Genomic DNA, 15,985 nt, shown 5'->3' with positions numbered 1-15,985 from the left:
TTATGAAACAAACACCTACGAAGCAAAAGCTATTGACGTTAATAAAAAAAGGACATGAAGTAACTATAACAGATATGTTGCCTTTTTTTACGATTTCGGAAATTGCTGTTCGAAAGCATATACAATCTCTAGTGCGGGATGGATTTATCAAGAAAAATAGTATAAAGCAGAAACTAGGAAGACCATATTTTACTTATGAGCTTACAGAGAAGGGGCATGGATTATTCCCAAATCAAAACGAAAAACTGCCATTAGAGCTGCTTCAGGATCTTGAGTATCTTCAAGGTAAGAGAGCGGTTGATGATTTACTTTGGCAAAGAATGCTGCGGGAACGGAATCAGCTAGAGGATTTCGTAGGTGACAGTGACTTTGATGGTAAGGTTAAAGAAATGGCTAAGTTTCAAGATGGAAATGGATATATGGTAGAATTGAAAAAGGTAGATGTAGGACACTATGAAATGAAAAATTATCATTGTCCGATTTCTGCGTTATCCTCTAAATATACACAAGTATGTCAAAATGAAAAAGCAATGTATCAAGACATCTTTTCTACCTGTGAAGTTATTTCACATACATGTATTACTGATGGAAAACCTTATTGTATGTGGACAATAAAGCAGTTGGAAGAAAGGTGAAGGACTATATCTTTCTCCTGCAGTTGAATAAAGAAGACGTTGTCTGAGTGAGCAAGGTCGCTTGGACTTTTTAGTTTAGAAAGAAGGAATATTCATGAAACATGCGTATAAAGGCTATTTAATTGATTTAGACGGTACGATGTATCGAGGAAATGAACCAATTGAAGCGGCTGCAGAATTTATTGCTACATTAAAAACCAATAACATTCCACATGTGTTCGTAACTAATAACTCTTCAAAAACACAAGAAGATGTATCTACGAAATTAAATAAAATGGGGATTACTGCAACTGCACAGCAGATAGTGACAACGAGTATAGCTACAGCAAAGTTTATTCAAGCAAGAAAGAAACAAGCAAGATGTTATGTTATAGGAGAAGATGGATTACATCAAGCTATAGAAGAGCAAGGACTGACTATTACAGATCAGGATTGTGATTTTGTAGTTGTTGGCATTGACCGGAACATTTCATATGATAAGCTAGCAAAAGCTTGTTTGGCTGTCAGGGATGGCGCTACTTTTATTTCTACGAACGGCGATGTAGCGATTCCCAGTGAAAGAGGATTATTACCTGGGAATGGATCACTGACATCTGTAATTACAGTTAGTACTGGAGTAGCGCCAACCTTTATTGGTAAGCCAGAATCCATTATTATGGAGGAAGCCCTAACTGTGTTAGGAGTGAAAAAGGATGAAGCGTTAATGGTTGGCGATAATTATGCTACAGACATACGAGCTGGCATAGGTGCAGGGATGGATACATTGATGGTTTTTACTGGTGTTACTCCTATTAAGGAGTACCCAAACCTTGAAATCCAGCCGACCTATTATGTGCATAGTTTACATGAATGGCTTCAACATATTTAAGTAAACAGAGAGTAGAAGAACCAATGGTATATCTACTCTCTGTTTACTATATAAGACTTCGATATCTTCGTCTTTTATTCTCTTCTTGTATGCTAAAAGTGATGGCTTAATCTAGATTTTTTCTAATATAAGAAGAACTGCTTGACAGTCTAAGTTAAAAGTATGGTTTGAAGTTTCACTTTATCTAGTAACTTTCTTCATCAGTGGAATGTGCTAAGCGACTAGATGCCGCAGCTGCAATTGCACCTACAATATCATCCAAAAACGTATGACACTCTCCTGAGGATTTATCATTTAATTTTTGTAATATGCCAGGCTTTTGTTTATCAATGTACCCGTAATTTGTAAAGCCGATTGAGCCATATACATTGACGATTGATAATGCAATGATTTCGTCTACACCATACAAACTTTCGTCAACCTCAATGGTTTTTTGTAGCGGCTGCTCTAGCTGTTTCTTTTCTGTTAATACATCTAATTGAATACCTGTCAGGATGGCATTTTGTACTTCTCTTTTTGTTAGAACACGATCAACATTATGTCTGCAAACTTCTATTGTTAAATCATCATGGTACTTAGACTGTAGATAATAAACGAGTTCTGCTATATCATCAATCGTCACTCCACGTTCAGTAAGCCATTGTCTAGCTTTAACTTCTAATTCACTCTGATTTGTCTCTTGACCCATCATGTAACTTCCTCTCTTTTTATAGTTTTAAGTAAAGAAGGTAACTTTTCAACATACAATTAGTATAAATGCCCAGAGGAGGGATCTACTTGTCTTATGAAAAGTGGCTTTATGAAAATTACAACATTCAACCAGAAGAAAAAAGATGGATTGACGGCAAAGAATGCTTTAAATCTGGAGAATATGTTTATTTTACCATTTCTATTGATAACAATGAAATTATTTATATGGAACAGGCGGTTGTAGCTTATTATTTAGCGGAAGACTACTATACACATATGGCAATTCCAATATCAAATAATCAAGGAGAATGGTTTACAGTTTTTCAGGATACGCAGCTTATGGTTGTTCAAGGCAAACTTTCATATAGAGAGATTACTCTATCTGATGGAAAATTACTAGCCGAATTTCATCAGATTGGTAATGCTTATGGATATGAACCAAAGGCTATTTCCAGCTATGGACAATGGAAGGAATTATGGATCGATAAAGTGAACACATTAGAGAATCATCTTGAGCAGAGAGCACGTGAAACCCCTTCAGCATATTACCGTCTAGTAATGGATGTACTTCCTTATTTCATCGGTATAAGTGAAAATGCAATTCAATATATTCGTGAAAGTGAACAGGAACAGCGATTTTATGAAGTAGATCAGGGAACGATTGCTTTTCGAAGATATACAAATCAACTGATAAAGCCCATTATGTGGCCAATGGAATTAGTTTATGATCACCCATCGAGAGATATTTCTGAATTTTTAAGACAGCACATCTTAAACAAGGATCCAGGTGCAATTTCTTCCAATTTTTTAAATGATTATCAAGCGATCAGACCATTATCTGTGTTTAGCTGGCGTTTAATATATGCAAGGTTACTTTTTCCTATTCATATTTTTGATTTTTTGGAATGGAATTTAACATCTGAAAATGACGATGCACTCGAGCAATTCAAGCAATTACTTCAAACACAATCAGAATATGAAGAAAAGCTCGGGAAATTTTATAATCAAGTAGAGGTGGATTGTGATCTTCTGCAAATTCCTGTGGTACACTGGCTATAGAATGATGAACATAATTACGTATGGAGGTCATACCGTTGAAGAAACCATTGATTTATATTACACGGAAAATACCAGAAGAATTAATCGCCCCTTATACTAATAGCTTCCGTATAAAATTTTGGGAAAAAGAGAATGACCCAGTACCAGAAAATGTGTTGTTGCGAGAAATAAAAGAGGCAGAGGGATTAATTTGCATGTTAAGCGAACAGATTAATCAGCAGTTGCTAGATGCAGCTCCTCATTTAAAGGTAATTGCGAATTTAGCGGTAGGTTTCGATAATATTGATATGGAAGCAGCAAAGGCTAGAAATATTGCTGTAACTAACACACCAGATGTGCTGACCGAAACAACTGCTGATTTAGGGTTTGCCCTGTTAATGGCCACTGCAAGAAGGCTTATGGAGGCAAATGATTATATACGGAAAGATAAGTGGGACAACTGGGGGCCGTATTTATTGGCGGGATCCGATATTCACCATAAGACAATTGGGATTGTAGGTATGGGAAGAATTGGGCAAGCAATTGCAAGGAGAGCCAAGGGATTTGAAATGGAAGTTTTATACCATAACCGTTCTAGAAATGTTGAAGCGGAAGAACAGCTAAATGCCACTTATACAGATTTCGATACGTTGCTTCACCATTCAGATTTTGTGGTATCTGTTGTGCCTTTAACTGGTGAAACGGAGCAATTATTTAATAAGACTACCTTTCATAAAATGAAAGATACTGGTATTTTTATTAATATTTCTAGAGGTGCAGTAGTAGATGAAACAGCGTTAGAGAATGCTTTAGTAACTGGAGAAATAAAGGCAGCTGGATTGGATGTCTTTGTAGAGGAGCCTATTCATGCTGATCATCCATTAATGCAGTTGAAGAATGTTGTTGCACTTCCACATATTGGTTCGGCGAGTACAGAAACACGAACTGCTATGTGGAAATTGTGTTTGGATAATACGCTTTCTGTATTAACAGGCGGTCAGCCGAAGACGCCTGTTTGGTAAAATAGATAGGAACAAAAGCGCAAGCGCTCGATTAGAAATGTAGCGACTGGAGCGAGTCGTGAAGTCATCTAGTTCTGGGCGCTGGAACTGGACGCGGCTCAATATTTCCTAGACAAAAATAAAGAAGGCATCCTTATCGTTGGAGGCCTTCTTTGTATAGGATAAAATATAATTATTAGCTATGTTATCGATTTAGTTTGTTTTAAAATACTTGCTCTATTTCTGTTACTCCAGGTACTTCGGCCATTAAGGCGCGTTCAATCCCAGCCTTTAATGTAATGGTAGAACTCGGGCAATTCCCGCATGCACCCATCAGACGAAGAAGCACAATGCCGTTTTCATCTACATCGATTAACTCCACATCGCCACCATCACGTAGCAAGAATGGACGTAATTTATTTAATACTTCTTGTACTTGGTCTCGCATTATCCATCTTCTCCTTTCTTCTATCTATTATAGAACGGATTCTTCAAAAAATCTATGGCATAATTGAAACTGATAATCATTTTTATTTTATCTTTAGATAAACATTTTGTAAAATAAAAGATATCGTATAAAGGAGGCTAGATGGGATGAAGCAAATAAAGATAACGGTATATGGGGCAGAACAGATTTGTGCGAGCTGTGTTGGCGCACCAGGCTCTAGGGATACTTATGAATGGCTACAAGCTGCTATTGGTCGGAAATATATAGATGATCACCTAAAATATGAATACATAGATATTGATCAACCTCCAAATGTGGAAAAGCATCAGGCATTTATTGAAAAGATAGTGCGTGATGATTTATTCTATCCCATTGTCATGATCAATGACGAAATGGTTGCTGAAGGTATACCGCGGTTAAAAACAGTTTATCATGCATTGGATAAACATAACATTCCATTACAGAATAAATAGAAACGAGGAAACGAACATGAAAATCCCTTTTACGAAGATGCATGGACTTGGAAATAGCTATATATATATTGATTTATTCCAGCATAAATTAGAGGAAGCAATGCTGCCAGCATTAGCGCAAAGCGTATCTAATATGAACACAGGAATAGGGTCTGATGGTATCATTTTAATTCATCCCAGTGAAAGAGCGGCACTAGGTATGCGGATATTTAATAAGGATGGTTCAGAAGGGCAGAGTTGTGGTAATGGATTAAGGTGTGCTGCGAAGTATGCCTATGAACATGGAATTGTTGATGTCACTCAATTTCAAATAGAAACGAAAGCTAATATTGTAGAGGCAGAGGTTCAAATACAGAATGATAATGTGCAGCTTGTAACAATTAACATGGGGAAGCCACAGCTTAACCGAGCGGACATTCCAATGATAGGCAGTGAAACAGAAAAAGTAGTAGCAGAACAATTTAAAATAATGGATCAGCAGCTTAAAGTAACAGCGGTATCTATGGGCAACCCGCATGCTGTTTTTGTTGTTGACAATATTGATGATGCCCCTTTAGTAGAATTAGGACCATCAATTGAAAAGGACAAACGGTTCCCACAGGGGATAAATGTAGAATTTATTGAGGTGCTTACTCCTACTGAAATAAATTTTTGTGTATGGGAGAGAGGGTCTGGTATTACACAGGCTTGTGGTACTGGTGCTTGTGCGGCAGTAGTTGCAGCCGCGTTGAATGATTTGGTTAACCGTAATGAACAAATAACTGTTCATTTACCAGGCGGCGATTTGTTTATTAAATGGGATGATCAGGGCTATGTCTGGATGACTGGAGGAGCAGAAGTTATAGCTACAGGAGATTATTACTATGACGATTGAGTATCATCAGTTGAATCCTATTCAAGGACTTTGTATACTTAAAGAAGATAAGCAATCATCTTAAAGGGAGGTCCATGAGATGGCTATTAATATTACCGATCATGCTAGTAAGCAGATTCAAAATATGATGAAAGAAGAGTCTGATGGTGCCTATTTGCGCTTTGGTGTAAAAGGTGGCGGATGTAGTGGGTTATCCTATTCACTAGGTTTTGAATACGAAATAAATGAAGAGTTAGATACAACGAAAGAAATTAATGGAATACCAGTTGTTCTCAATAATCAGGATATTCCTATAATTGAAGGAACAACGATTGATTTCAAACAAAATATGATGGGTGGCGGATTTAGTATTGATAACCCGAACGCTATCGTATCTTGTGGTTGTGGATCATCTTTTAGAACAAAAGATAAGGCAGGCGCGCCTGGCGATTGTTAGAAAAATAGCTGAAGCAATAAGTTGCTTCAGCTATTATTTATATCTATCTATAGTTAGTATCTTAAAACATGCTAGTTGAGTGTTTTGGTTGAATTCTGGCTTTCGGATCAATATATTGTTTTGCATTATTTATAGCCGTAGGACCTTCGCCAAATCCAGTTGCAATGAGTTTCACTTTTCCAACGTATGTGCAAATATCTCCAGCAGCATAAATCCCTGGTATATTGGTTTCCATTTTTGAATTTACTACGATACTATTCTTTTCAATTTCGAGTCCCCAGTCTTTAATTGGTCCTAGTGTAGAAACAAATCCATAATTGCATAAAACGGCATCGACATCCAATGTGATTTCTCGGTCACCTTTTACTTCTTCCAAAACGACTTGTTCAATACGCTCATTTGCAACGATATTTGATGGTACAAACGGTGTTAGGATTTCTACGTTCGATGCATAAAGCTTTTCCACACTGTGTTCATGGGCTCGGAATTTATCACGACGATGCACAAGAGTTACCTTTTCGGCAATCGGTTCTAGCATAAGCGCCCAATCAACAGCTGAGTCTCCACCTCCAAGTAAGACAACACGTTGACCCTTATATTGGTTCATATCTTTAACATGGTAATGGAGATTAATGTTTTCAAATTTATCGCATTGATCTATGTCTAAACGTCGAGGCTGAAAAGCTCCGTTTCCTGCTGTAATAATGATCGTCTTTGTATAATGTACTTCCTTTTTATTGGATGTTAATTTGAACGTTCCATCTTTAAGCCTTTCTACATTTTCGATTGCCTGTTCTAAAACAATTTCTGGATCGAATAAGTTTGCTTGTTCCTCTAAGTTATCTACTAATTCCTGTGCTCTAACCTTAGGGAAACCAGCAACATCATATATATATTTCTCTGGATATAGAGCAGTTAATTGCCCGCCAGTGTGTGGTAAACTTTCAATTATTTTAACACTTGCCTGACGCATACCGCCATAGAAGGCTGTGAATAAACCTACGGGACCTGCGCCGATGATAGTAACATCATAGACTTCTTTGGTCACAATAATTCCCTCCACTTCCGATAAAATTTAGTATACCATTGTTTATAGTACCATAAATTCCCCTTAGTAGAACATGAAAGCACTCTGTAACTTACTATTAAGAAAAATTTAATAATTGGGGAAACAAAAGAAAGGGTTGAAATGTAGATAGAAAAAGGCTACTATTATCAAGGATGTTTATTACGATTATGTGACAACGACATTATAAATCTATTAATTTTTCTATCCACTTGGTAAAGTAGCCAAGTTTTTTCTAATGACTATTAAGTGAAATATGTCACAAACGTACAAAATAGTAAAAAAATGGAAGTGATTAGAATGAAAAAACCGAATATAGTAATTCTAGGTGCTGGCTACGGTGGCATGATGACTACAGTTAAATTACAAAAGACATTAGGAGTAAATGAGGCAAATATAACACTTGTGAATATAAATGATTATCATTACCAAACCACTTGGCTTCATGAAAACGCAGCAGGAACCTTACATCATGATCGAACTCGTATACAGATTAAAGATGTAATAAATATGAGCAAGGTGAAATTTGTTAAAGATAAAGTTATTTCTATTAAGCCAGATGAAAAGAAAGTTAAACTGGAAAATGGCCAATTAGATTATGACGTATTGGTAATCGGGCTTGGATTTGAAGCAGCAACCTTTGGTATTCCTGGCTTAGAAGAACATGCGTTTACAATTGGAAACATTAATAGTGCTCGCCTTATTCGCGAACATATGGAATATAATTTTGCTTTGTATCACAACGAATCAGAAAAAAATCCCGCACGATTAAATATTGTTGTAGGCGGTGGTGGGTTTACTGGAGTTGAATTTCTAGGTGAGCTTGCAAATCGTATTCCTGAGCTTTGCGAAGAATATGATATTGATAAAAATTTAGTACGAATAATTAATATTGAAGGATCACCTACTATTTTGCCTGGGTTTGATCCACAATTAGTAGAATATGCGATGAATTCATTAGAATCACGCGGAGTTGAATTTGTTACTGGAGCAATGCTTAAAGAATGCACAGCTACTAGTGTTGTTTATGAAAAAAATGGTGAAATAACGGAAATTCCAACACTAACAACGGTATGGGCAGCTGGTGTAAAAGCAAACGCTCTTGTTGAGAAGTCCGGTTTTGAAAATAATCGAGGCAAAGTGGCAGTAGAAAAGGATATGCGAGCGCCAGACTATGATAATGTATTTGTAATTGGCGATTGTGCACTTATTATGAATGAACAAACGGGGAGACCTTATCCACCAACAGCACAAATTGCTATTCAACAATCAGCCGTAGTTGCCCATAATGTAAAAGCGTATATTCAAGGCGGAGAAATGGAGCACTTTGAACCGGAAATACTTGGTACAGTAGCTTCTCTAGGCCATAATGATGCGATAGGGGTTATATTTAACGATCAAAAATTGTTTGGCTGGAAAGCAACTGTGATGAAAAAAATAATTGATAATCGGTACTTATTGAAATTAGGTGGACTAAGTTTATTAATGAAAAAAGGAAAGTTTAACATTTTTTATTAAGTGTGGATGTAGCAAGGACAGTGCCACTGTCTTTGCTTTTTTTCTAAATTCATTTAAAATGGAAAAGGGAAAAGAAATTGTTTATACATAATAATGTCTAACTGCTTGTTAGGTGAGTAAAGTTGCGAAGGGAGCCACCTGTTTTGATTCAATTAGTAGTGTCGATTATATTATATTTTGTCATCTTTTTTGGTATTGCATTTATATTGAATATGTTATTACGAAGAACATGGTTGATGGCATTTTTATATCCATTTGTCGTATTAATTATTGTAGATAATATGTCTACAATGGAGTATTTAAAGGCACCAGGATCTGCATTTTCAGAAGCTTTTTCCAGGCTAATGCAAATCACTCCAGTTGATATTGCCATATTAGTAGCAGGATTTGCAGGTACAATTGTGTCTGGAATCATTATTAAGTTATTAAGAAAAAGTGGATATCAAATGTTTTAAAAGCTTTGTTTATAACAAAGAAAAAGAGATAAGTGGATTTATGATCAGTAAATCCGGACTATAATCCGAGTATATTTATTTTCGGAAAGTAGTTCGGATTGTTTTTTTGAAAGGAATAATTCTCTAGTTACTATACATGCATAACTGGTATTAAGATTTTAGTTCGTTTATAAATAAACAAACATTACGATTATAAATTTAAAGTTTTCATATTTATCTAAAAAATTTTATGTGGTTTTGTATATTTTTTGATTAATTGGAAATGCTGAACTGGTAGGAAAAAGGAAACCTTTGTTGGGAGTTTTGTCCATATCAACTATCTGTCCTGAGTCAGGGAAGAGCTTGATTTACTGGAACTTTCTATAGACTGTACAAAGGTTCACTACCAGAGAGGTGTTATTTATGAATGTCAAAAGTTTTATTCGTAGAACAAGTTTAGTAATCTTAGCAATCGTAGCGTTTCTTACTACTATTTCGTCCATAACCAATGTATCTTTTGCAGAAGTAGAGGTGTGGTCCAAGCTGAAATCACCTGCTGTTCATATGATTAAGGAAGCAAAGGCGTCTGATTCTTCCCTTAGGCATACGGTATTACAAGGGAAATCATTGAATCATCTAAAGGAGAAGAAGCGCTATATTTCTAGTGAGGAAATTGAAGGTGCAGAGACATTAGCTGATGTAATTAATTTTGAACAGTATCCAAGCGCAAATGTTGTTGCAACAGGATATACTGCTGGAATTGAGTCAACAGGAAAGACACCAGATCATCCGGAATATGGGATTACTTATTCTGGGGTCAAGGTAAAAAGAGATTTGTACTCTACGATAGCAGCAGATCTTAATGTATATCCTATCGGCACTATCTTATTTATTCCTGATTATGGATTTGGAGTTGTTGCTGATAAGGGCAGTGCTATTAATGGGAATAAAATTGACCTTTATTATAATACGGTCGAGGACGTATACAGTCAGTGGGGGAAAAAGAAACTTGATGTATACGTGATTGAAAAAGGTAATGGTAAGCTTTCGGAAAAGAAATTGGATGAATTAAATGAGAATCAAGCTTTACAAGTATTTAGGCAGGAAATAACGGATAGTTAAAAAAGTATAATTAGTTAAAATAGGTCAACAGAAGTTTATGTATTTTTTATCAGCTAAATAGTGCTTTTCCAATAAATAGTTTAAAAGCAAAAAAGCCGAACAGATTCGAAGAGTTCTGATGGTACCGCTCCCTGAAGTTAGAGTAATCTAATTTCAAGAGATCAGTACCAAATATTTCGAATGATAGTTCGGCTTTTGCTTAAACTAAAATACTATTGCTCCAGCATGAATTAATTTAGCAATGCATTTAAAATGAATGCAATCGCTACACCTGTTAATCCGCCAAAAAATACTTCGATCGGCTGATGACCTAATAATTCCTTTAGTTCTTGGCGTTTTTCAAATTGCTTTTTATTTGTCCAATCTTTTGCTCCATCAATAAATAGCTGGAAATCTTTAATTAATTGATTTAACACGATGGCTTGCTCCCCGGCCTGTCTTCTAACACCAGTAGCATCAAACATGATGATCACACTAAATACACATGAGATAGCAAACATGGTAGAGGAAACTCCTTCTACAATACCTACACCTGTTGTTAATGCAGCTACAGCAGCTGAATGACTGCTTGGCATTCCTCCAGTACTAAAAGCTAAATCCGGTTTAAATTCTCTTGTAACGATAAGCGAAATGGGAATTTTAACAACTTGAGCAAAAATTATTGCAGTTAGAGCAGCAAACAATGGGTAATTATGAAATAATTCCATGGTCGTCTAAACATCCTTTCTAAAGGAAAGTTTATCCCTTGTTAGATGACAATATGCATGGTATCTAATGCTATATTATCACATGAATGGCTAGTAATCAGGCGCACCAAAGAATTATTTTATAAATTTAGTATTTATCCAATTTTGGCTTGGCGAACTACTGGAATACGTGTTGCAATTCTGACCATAAATAAAGCAGTTAAACCAGCAAAGGCGATATCCTTAATCAAGAATGGAATCATCGAAGCCCAAGCTAATGGATAAGTTATAGGAGCCGCTAACCACGTATTTAAGGCGACATACATATATGATACACCTATACCGTAATTAATGATGGTTCCAACGAGTGCAGCAAGTAAGTAATAAAAAAGAGAGCTTTCTTTCCGTTTATCGACCATCCATCCAGTAAAATAGGCTACAAAAATAAAAGATATGATAAATCCACCAGTTGGAGTTAATAATGCTGTAGGTCCCGCTGACAATCCAGCAAATACGGGAACACCAGCAAATCCGACAAGTATATACACTAGAACAGAAAGAGTTCCTAGCTTTCTACCTAACATTAATCCGGCTAATATGGCGAAGAATGTCTGTAAGGATAAAGGCACGCTTGTCCCGCCGATTGGAACTGCCAGCATAGGGAACCAAACCGTAATATTTGCACCTATAGCCATTAAAACAACAAATACGGCTCCATATGTAAGATCAATTGTTCGTAATCCTTTCATAATCTCATCCTCTCTGTATATGATAGTAATTGGAGAATGGATTTTTGTCAACCTCATTTTTTTTAGGTTAACAAAAATTGTGGCTGTTAAATGCTAGATAAACTATTTCTATGTTAGATAATTTCTTTAAGGAAGAAAAGTAGAGAGGAGAATAAAAGAGGTGGGTGTAGGCTCCCACCTTCTATGTTATGCTATTTAATCGCTGCCTCTAATGCAATTTCCATCATGTCATTGAAGGTTGTTTGTCTTTCTTCGGAGGTCGTCTCTTCACCAGTTAATATATGATCAGAAACTGTAAGAACGGAAAGAGCTTGGCGATCATACTTTGCTGCTAAGGTATATAATGCAGTTGTTTCCATCTCAATTGCAAGCACTTTATAAGCAGCAAGCTTTTCATTGATTTCTTTTGCGTTATCACGGTAGAACGTGTCACTTGTAAAGACATTACCTACTCGCAAGTTTAATCCTTTTTCTATTCCAGCATCATATGCATTTTTTAATAAATGGAAGTCAGCAAGTGGAGCGTAGTCTATACCACCGAAGGTCATGCGATTCATTTGTGAATCAGTGGTAGATCCTTGAGCAAGAATAACATCTCTAACCTTGACATCTTTTTGTATTGCTCCACAAGTACCTACGCGGATTAGTTTGTTTACATCATAGCTCTGGATTAATTCATTCACATATATAGAGATGGAAGGAACTCCCATTCCGGTTCCTTGAACCGATACCCTTTCTCCTTTATATGTTCCTGTAAATCCATACATACCGCGAACGCTATTATATTGTGTTGGATGTTCTAAAAAAGTTTCTGCGATATATTTGGCACGAAGGGGATCACCTGGTAATAATATTTTGTCAGCAATTTCTCCTTGCTTTGCACCTATATGTACACTCATGTTAATTCCTCCTAGTATAAATGGAATACTTTCAAAATAACGTTATCATAAGCTATTAGGAAAGACAAATAGTTCTATAATTCATCCTTTCTGACAAATAATAGGTATAAACTATCGTATCATGATTGAAAATAGAAGCAGAAGTTGTTAAATCTTTGTCGATACATAAAAAACTGTAGCTTATCTGTTTCAAAAATGCTTATTATTGTATATAATATTATTAGTTCAGTTTTTCACTTAATAACATATGAAAAACCAATGTACTGTATGTACATAAAAAGATAATATCTTTGGAAGGATGAATGAGGATGAAAGAACAAAATTTTACAATTACAGCGGATACAGGAGTTCACGCACGTCCAGCTACACTTCTGGTAAATAAAGCAGGTCAGTTCGAGTCAGAAGTAGAAATCTCATACAATGAGAAGACAGTAAATCTAAAATCAATAATGGGTGTTATGTCCTTAGGAATTCCTAAAGGTGCAGAGATTAAAATTACCACTACAGGAACTGATGAGGAAGAAGCGCTTAAGGGTGTAGAGGAAGTAATTAAAGAGCATTTAGGTGAATAATAATTTAAAGTTATTTGTTAAATGTCCTTTATCATAAGGCTGAGACAAAAGAATGAAGAAACAATAAAAAACGAACGATAATTAATTGAAATTAATTATCGTTCGTTTTTTGATTAGAATCATTCATTTAGCACCTAAAATAAGCGAGACTCCGGCGGGAACAGCACGAGTCCGAAAATCCACTTGGTAACGTGTTTTTCTTTACCAAGTTAGCTGAGGCCGTGCCCGCGAAAAGCGCGTATATTTTCACGGTGTGGCGATGATGCTCTTATTGATAATATGATTATTCGTATTTTGGGTAAAGAAGTTGTGTTTTGTCCCAGCCTTTTTTACATATAGTGAAAAGGTGCTGCCTTCATCTAGCACTGCTGATAGTAATGAATTAGCTAATCAGGCTTGGGTGTAGTAAATCTTTATAGCGTGAAAGTGGGCTTGGACCTCTTCTATATTTTGTCATAATACTGTTCTTCTAACCTATTTAAACACTCCAGTGCTGCTCTGTGATATGCAGTATCGTCTTTAAGCAGCTTTGCTCGATACGTTTCTACAGCTTCTTTTAATGATACTATGTAGTTAGGTATAGGATCTGGATATGAATGTACAGCTGGTTTTTTTACATTCATTTTTTCATGATGTGCAAGGGCTTTTCTTTCATGGAAGAAAACCCCTTCGGTTTGATTCGGATTGTGCAAATCTCCTTGCATTGGATGCTTCTTAACAGCAAGGACCTCTACAACATAGCGATCTCCTTTATCGTCCATTACTTTACCGATATATGTTCCTGAGCGATAATGGGCTTTAACTGTTTCCCCTAGTTGAACTTCTGGCATATTTATCGTCCTCCTTACTATTATTGTGCCAAAAATGTATCCGTTTAGCGAACAAAATAGATCACTCATTTAGTTATATAGTGGAATTTGCTATAATAGCAAAGAAGGAAGTGAATGAAAATGATGCCATTTCTCTATTTCCCAGAGGATAAATCAGAATATATCCCAGCTGTAATCACTTTAGTCATCTTTTTAATTGCTGCTAGTATTGTAATGTATTTGTTCTATAAAAAATCTAAAAATGATGAGAAAAAATTTAATGAGCAATATAATGAGCAATTAAACGATAAAAATAATGAATAATGTGTACTAAATCTTCTTTTTTCATAGTCTACGAAATTATAAAATTTGAGCCTGTGGATATATATGGGCCTGTTGAGCCGCGTCCAGAGCCTTCAGGAACTAGGCGAGTTCACGAATAGCCCTACGGATAAATCATCATCGGTTCGCAAGCTCCGTGATTCCTTTATCTTCGTTGTCGTTCCAGTCGCTACATTTCTAATCGGGCACTTGCGATTTTGTCTTCCCGCATATAACTAGCAGTAAGAATCCCACTAAGCAATAAAGAGAAACCAATATGGATAAGAAGGGGACGAATGGCAGTAAATGTCCGATTGATTCAAAGACCTTTAGGTCCTAGCCTTGTGATACTAACAATCAGTGGAGGATAAATCAAACTTCCACTGATTGAAGTATCACTTTATCCCTACACAACGATTAGATTTTCTAAAATAGGTAAAGAATAAAGGGCAAATCAGTTAAAAGGAGACAATCGTATGCGCTGGTTATCCTTTATTCTAATTATGCTTTTAATAACAGGCTGCCAACCGAAAGATGAAAAGAGTAAAAGTGTTGATATGTATAATGCTTCTGGAGATATGCTCGGAACTATTACTTTTAATGAACAGTCAGGTGGCGTGAATCTTAAAGTAAAGCTTGAGGGTTTAGCTCCAGGATTCCATGGTATTCATATGCATGAATACGCTAAGTGTGAAGGCCCGGATTTTAAATCAGCAGGAAATCATTTTAATCCAGAGGGAAAAGAGCATGGACTCATGCATCCAGAGGGTGCTCATTTAGGAGATTTGCCAAATATTGAGGCAGATTCAGGAGGTTTGGTTGATGCAGATCTTATGCTTCCGGAAGCAACATTGTTGGATGGGAAAAATTCTCTGACAAGAGGGGATGGGACAGCTGTCATTGTTACAGAAGGAGAAGATGATGGAATGAGCCAACCTGGTGGTAATTCAGGCGAAAGAATTATATGCGGTACATTAACTAAAAACGAAAAACAAGAAGAATCTCCAACAGATCCTACGCAATATAATGAAAAACAGGAAGAATAGAGGACGAGACAAAAGATAAAGAAACTCCGAACCGTAATCCGTATACGGTTATAACCGGATTACAGTTCGGAATATTCATTTATATGGTGACGTATCTAAGCGAAAGGAATGGCGAAAATAGTGTAAATCTAGCAGAGGCAATATGGATGACTTCTGCAGATCCGCAAATGTCCGAAGAGCGGCACTGCTAAGCAGCTTCTAAGTTAGCGTGTTAGCTGGACCTGTGGAAAGGATTACCATACTTCAGTTTACAATAGGATGACCATTCGACTTGCAAATTCTCTGTTTAGCACAAACTCA

General features: G+C 36.3%; 20 protein-coding genes. 13 read left to right on the top strand and 7 right to left on the bottom strand.

Features of this window, described 5'->3' with window-relative positions; all coding sequences use genetic code 11:
• Positions 1-2: 2 nt before the first annotated feature.
• Together JUJ52_RS05800 and JUJ52_RS05795 are read left to right on the top strand one after the other, a co-directional pair.
• Positions 3-635, top strand: coding sequence for a helix-turn-helix transcriptional regulator (locus tag JUJ52_RS05800; RefSeq protein WP_051388330.1), 633 nt, complete (start codon positions 3-5; stop codon positions 633-635).
• A gap of 94 nt (positions 636-729) precedes the next feature.
• Positions 730-1,503, top strand: coding sequence for a TIGR01457 family HAD-type hydrolase (locus tag JUJ52_RS05795; RefSeq protein WP_026681545.1), 774 nt, complete (start codon positions 730-732; stop codon positions 1,501-1,503).
• A 184-nt stretch (positions 1,504-1,687) separates the two neighbouring features.
• On the opposite strand, the gene JUJ52_RS05790 is transcribed toward JUJ52_RS05795, so the two are convergent.
• Complete coding sequence (locus JUJ52_RS05790) at positions 1,688-2,191, bottom strand: phosphatidylglycerophosphatase A family protein (protein ID WP_026681544.1); 504 nt, start codon at positions 2,189-2,191, stop codon at positions 1,688-1,690.
• 89 nt (positions 2,192-2,280) lie between these two features.
• Here JUJ52_RS05790 and JUJ52_RS05785 point away from each other — a divergent pair, with 89 nt between their 5' ends.
• Both JUJ52_RS05785 and JUJ52_RS05780 read left to right on the top strand, forming a co-directional pair.
• On the top strand, positions 2,281-3,252 hold the full coding sequence (locus JUJ52_RS05785; protein WP_026681543.1) for a protein kinase family protein: 972 nt from the start codon (positions 2,281-2,283) through the stop codon (positions 3,250-3,252).
• Positions 3,253-3,287: 35 nt separating this feature from the next.
• Entirely contained in the window at positions 3,288-4,253 is a 966-nt protein-coding gene (locus JUJ52_RS05780; protein WP_026681542.1) for a 2-hydroxyacid dehydrogenase, read from the top strand.
• 202 nt (positions 4,254-4,455) lie between these two features.
• On the opposite strand, the gene JUJ52_RS05775 is transcribed toward JUJ52_RS05780, so the two are convergent.
• Positions 4,456-4,680, bottom strand: coding sequence for a NifU family protein (locus JUJ52_RS05775; RefSeq protein WP_026681541.1), 225 nt, complete (start codon positions 4,678-4,680; stop codon positions 4,456-4,458).
• 146 nt (positions 4,681-4,826) lie between these two features.
• Between JUJ52_RS05775 and JUJ52_RS05770 the strand changes: the two genes are divergently transcribed.
• The 3 genes from JUJ52_RS05770 to JUJ52_RS05760 all read left to right on the top strand — a co-directional run bounded on the left by JUJ52_RS05770 (position 4,827) and on the right by JUJ52_RS05760 (position 6,463).
• Positions 4,827-5,153, top strand: a complete 327-nt coding sequence (locus JUJ52_RS05770; RefSeq protein WP_026681540.1) for a YuzD family protein — start codon at positions 4,827-4,829, stop codon at positions 5,151-5,153.
• Positions 5,154-5,169: 16 nt separating this feature from the next.
• A complete protein-coding gene (gene dapF, locus JUJ52_RS05765; RefSeq protein WP_205388756.1) occupies positions 5,170-6,027 on the top strand; it encodes a diaminopimelate epimerase in 858 nt (285 codons plus the stop codon).
• A 79-nt stretch (positions 6,028-6,106) separates the two neighbouring features.
• Complete coding sequence (locus JUJ52_RS05760) at positions 6,107-6,463, top strand: HesB/IscA family protein (RefSeq protein ID WP_026681538.1); 357 nt, start codon at positions 6,107-6,109, stop codon at positions 6,461-6,463.
• Between the two features lie 61 nt (positions 6,464-6,524).
• Here JUJ52_RS05760 and JUJ52_RS05755 read toward each other — a convergent pair whose 3' ends face one another.
• On the bottom strand, positions 6,525-7,511 hold the full coding sequence (locus JUJ52_RS05755; RefSeq protein WP_205388755.1) for an NAD(P)/FAD-dependent oxidoreductase: 987 nt from the start codon (positions 7,509-7,511) through the stop codon (positions 6,525-6,527).
• A 318-nt stretch (positions 7,512-7,829) separates the two neighbouring features.
• On the opposite strand from JUJ52_RS05755, the gene JUJ52_RS05750 reads away from it, so the two are divergent.
• The 3 genes from JUJ52_RS05750 (at position 7,830) to JUJ52_RS05740 (ending at position 10,603) form a co-directional block, all read left to right on the top strand.
• Positions 7,830-9,047 carry an NAD(P)/FAD-dependent oxidoreductase gene (locus tag JUJ52_RS05750; protein WP_026681536.1) on the top strand — a complete coding sequence of 406 codons (1,218 nt, stop codon included), beginning with the start codon at positions 7,830-7,832 and terminating at the stop codon, positions 9,045-9,047.
• A 143-nt stretch (positions 9,048-9,190) separates the two neighbouring features.
• Positions 9,191-9,502, top strand: coding sequence for a YuiB family protein (locus JUJ52_RS05745; RefSeq protein WP_026681535.1), 312 nt, complete (start codon positions 9,191-9,193; stop codon positions 9,500-9,502).
• A gap of 402 nt (positions 9,503-9,904) precedes the next feature.
• Positions 9,905-10,603, top strand: a complete 699-nt coding sequence (locus JUJ52_RS05740) for a 3D domain-containing protein (protein WP_026681534.1) — start codon at positions 9,905-9,907, stop codon at positions 10,601-10,603.
• A 230-nt stretch (positions 10,604-10,833) separates the two neighbouring features.
• On the opposite strand, the gene JUJ52_RS05735 is transcribed toward JUJ52_RS05740, so the two are convergent.
• The 3 genes from JUJ52_RS05735 to deoD all read right to left on the bottom strand — a co-directional run bounded on the left by JUJ52_RS05735 (position 10,834) and on the right by deoD (position 12,937).
• Positions 10,834-11,310, bottom strand: a complete 477-nt coding sequence (locus JUJ52_RS05735; protein WP_026681533.1) for a divergent PAP2 family protein — start codon at positions 11,308-11,310, stop codon at positions 10,834-10,836.
• Positions 11,311-11,444: 134 nt separating this feature from the next.
• Positions 11,445-12,038, bottom strand: a complete 594-nt coding sequence (locus JUJ52_RS05730) for a biotin transporter BioY (protein ID WP_205388754.1) — start codon at positions 12,036-12,038, stop codon at positions 11,445-11,447.
• Between the two features lie 191 nt (positions 12,039-12,229).
• Positions 12,230-12,937 carry a purine-nucleoside phosphorylase gene (deoD, locus tag JUJ52_RS05725; protein ID WP_205388753.1) on the bottom strand — a complete coding sequence of 236 codons (708 nt, stop codon included), beginning with the start codon at positions 12,935-12,937 and terminating at the stop codon, positions 12,230-12,232.
• 308 nt (positions 12,938-13,245) lie between these two features.
• Here deoD and JUJ52_RS05720 point away from each other — a divergent pair, with 308 nt between their 5' ends.
• A complete protein-coding gene (locus JUJ52_RS05720) occupies positions 13,246-13,509 on the top strand; it encodes a phosphocarrier protein HPr (RefSeq protein ID WP_026681530.1) in 264 nt (87 codons plus the stop codon).
• Positions 13,510-13,952: 443 nt separating this feature from the next.
• Here the strand turns inward: JUJ52_RS05720 and kapB are convergent, their stop codons facing one another.
• A complete protein-coding gene (gene kapB, locus JUJ52_RS05715) occupies positions 13,953-14,339 on the bottom strand; it encodes a kinase-associated lipoprotein KapB (RefSeq protein ID WP_026681529.1) in 387 nt (128 codons plus the stop codon).
• 114 nt (positions 14,340-14,453) lie between these two features.
• On the opposite strand from kapB, the gene JUJ52_RS05710 reads away from it, so the two are divergent.
• Positions 14,454-14,642 carry a hypothetical protein gene (locus JUJ52_RS05710; RefSeq protein ID WP_371413974.1) on the top strand — a complete coding sequence of 63 codons (189 nt, stop codon included), beginning with the start codon at positions 14,454-14,456 and terminating at the stop codon, positions 14,640-14,642.
• A gap of 473 nt (positions 14,643-15,115) precedes the next feature.
• The gene (locus JUJ52_RS05705) at positions 15,116-15,685 is read left to right on the top strand and encodes a superoxide dismutase family protein (protein WP_026681527.1); all 570 of its coding nucleotides are present in this window, start codon (positions 15,116-15,118) and stop codon (positions 15,683-15,685) included.
• The last annotated feature ends 300 nt before the right edge of the window (positions 15,686-15,985 follow it).

This window comes from Virgibacillus sp. AGTR (assembly GCF_016919725.2).
Classification (GTDB): Bacteria; Bacillota; Bacilli; order Bacillales; family Amphibacillaceae; genus Virgibacillus; species Virgibacillus salarius.
The sequence above is the reverse complement of the archived record's forward strand: the minus strand, read 5'-3'. Positions and strand labels throughout refer to the sequence as shown.

What these genes read in the sequence shown, in the direction of transcription:
- JUJ52_RS05790 (WP_026681544.1), bottom strand. Translation starts at nt 2,191, where the DNA reads ATGGGTCAAGAGACAAATCAGAGTGAATTAGAAGTTAAAGCTAGACAA.
- JUJ52_RS05720 (WP_026681530.1), top strand. Translation starts at nt 13,246, where the DNA reads ATGAAAGAACAAAATTTTACAATTACAGCGGATACAGGAGTTCACGCA.
- JUJ52_RS05770 (WP_026681540.1), top strand. Translation starts at nt 4,827, where the DNA reads ATGAAGCAAATAAAGATAACGGTATATGGGGCAGAACAGATTTGTGCG.
- dapF (WP_205388756.1), top strand. Translation starts at nt 5,170, where the DNA reads ATGAAAATCCCTTTTACGAAGATGCATGGACTTGGAAATAGCTATATA.
- JUJ52_RS05705 (WP_026681527.1), top strand. Translation starts at nt 15,116, where the DNA reads ATGCGCTGGTTATCCTTTATTCTAATTATGCTTTTAATAACAGGCTGC.
- JUJ52_RS05740 (WP_026681534.1), top strand. Translation starts at nt 9,905, where the DNA reads ATGAATGTCAAAAGTTTTATTCGTAGAACAAGTTTAGTAATCTTAGCA.
- JUJ52_RS05735 (WP_026681533.1), bottom strand. Translation starts at nt 11,310, where the DNA reads ATGGAATTATTTCATAATTACCCATTGTTTGCTGCTCTAACTGCAATA.
- JUJ52_RS05730 (WP_205388754.1), bottom strand. Translation starts at nt 12,038, where the DNA reads ATGAAAGGATTACGAACAATTGATCTTACATATGGAGCCGTATTTGTT.
- JUJ52_RS05800 (WP_051388330.1), top strand. Translation starts at nt 3, where the DNA reads ATGAAACAAACACCTACGAAGCAAAAGCTATTGACGTTAATAAAAAAA.
- kapB (WP_026681529.1), bottom strand. Translation starts at nt 14,339, where the DNA reads ATGCCAGAAGTTCAACTAGGGGAAACAGTTAAAGCCCATTATCGCTCA.
- JUJ52_RS05710 (WP_371413974.1), top strand. Translation starts at nt 14,454, where the DNA reads ATGAAAATGATGCCATTTCTCTATTTCCCAGAGGATAAATCAGAATAT.
- JUJ52_RS05795 (WP_026681545.1), top strand. Translation starts at nt 730, where the DNA reads ATGAAACATGCGTATAAAGGCTATTTAATTGATTTAGACGGTACGATG.
- JUJ52_RS05775 (WP_026681541.1), bottom strand. Translation starts at nt 4,680, where the DNA reads ATGCGAGACCAAGTACAAGAAGTATTAAATAAATTACGTCCATTCTTG.
- JUJ52_RS05760 (WP_026681538.1), top strand. Translation starts at nt 6,107, where the DNA reads ATGGCTATTAATATTACCGATCATGCTAGTAAGCAGATTCAAAATATG.
- JUJ52_RS05750 (WP_026681536.1), top strand. Translation starts at nt 7,830, where the DNA reads ATGAAAAAACCGAATATAGTAATTCTAGGTGCTGGCTACGGTGGCATG.
- deoD (WP_205388753.1), bottom strand. Translation starts at nt 12,937, where the DNA reads ATGAGTGTACATATAGGTGCAAAGCAAGGAGAAATTGCTGACAAAATA.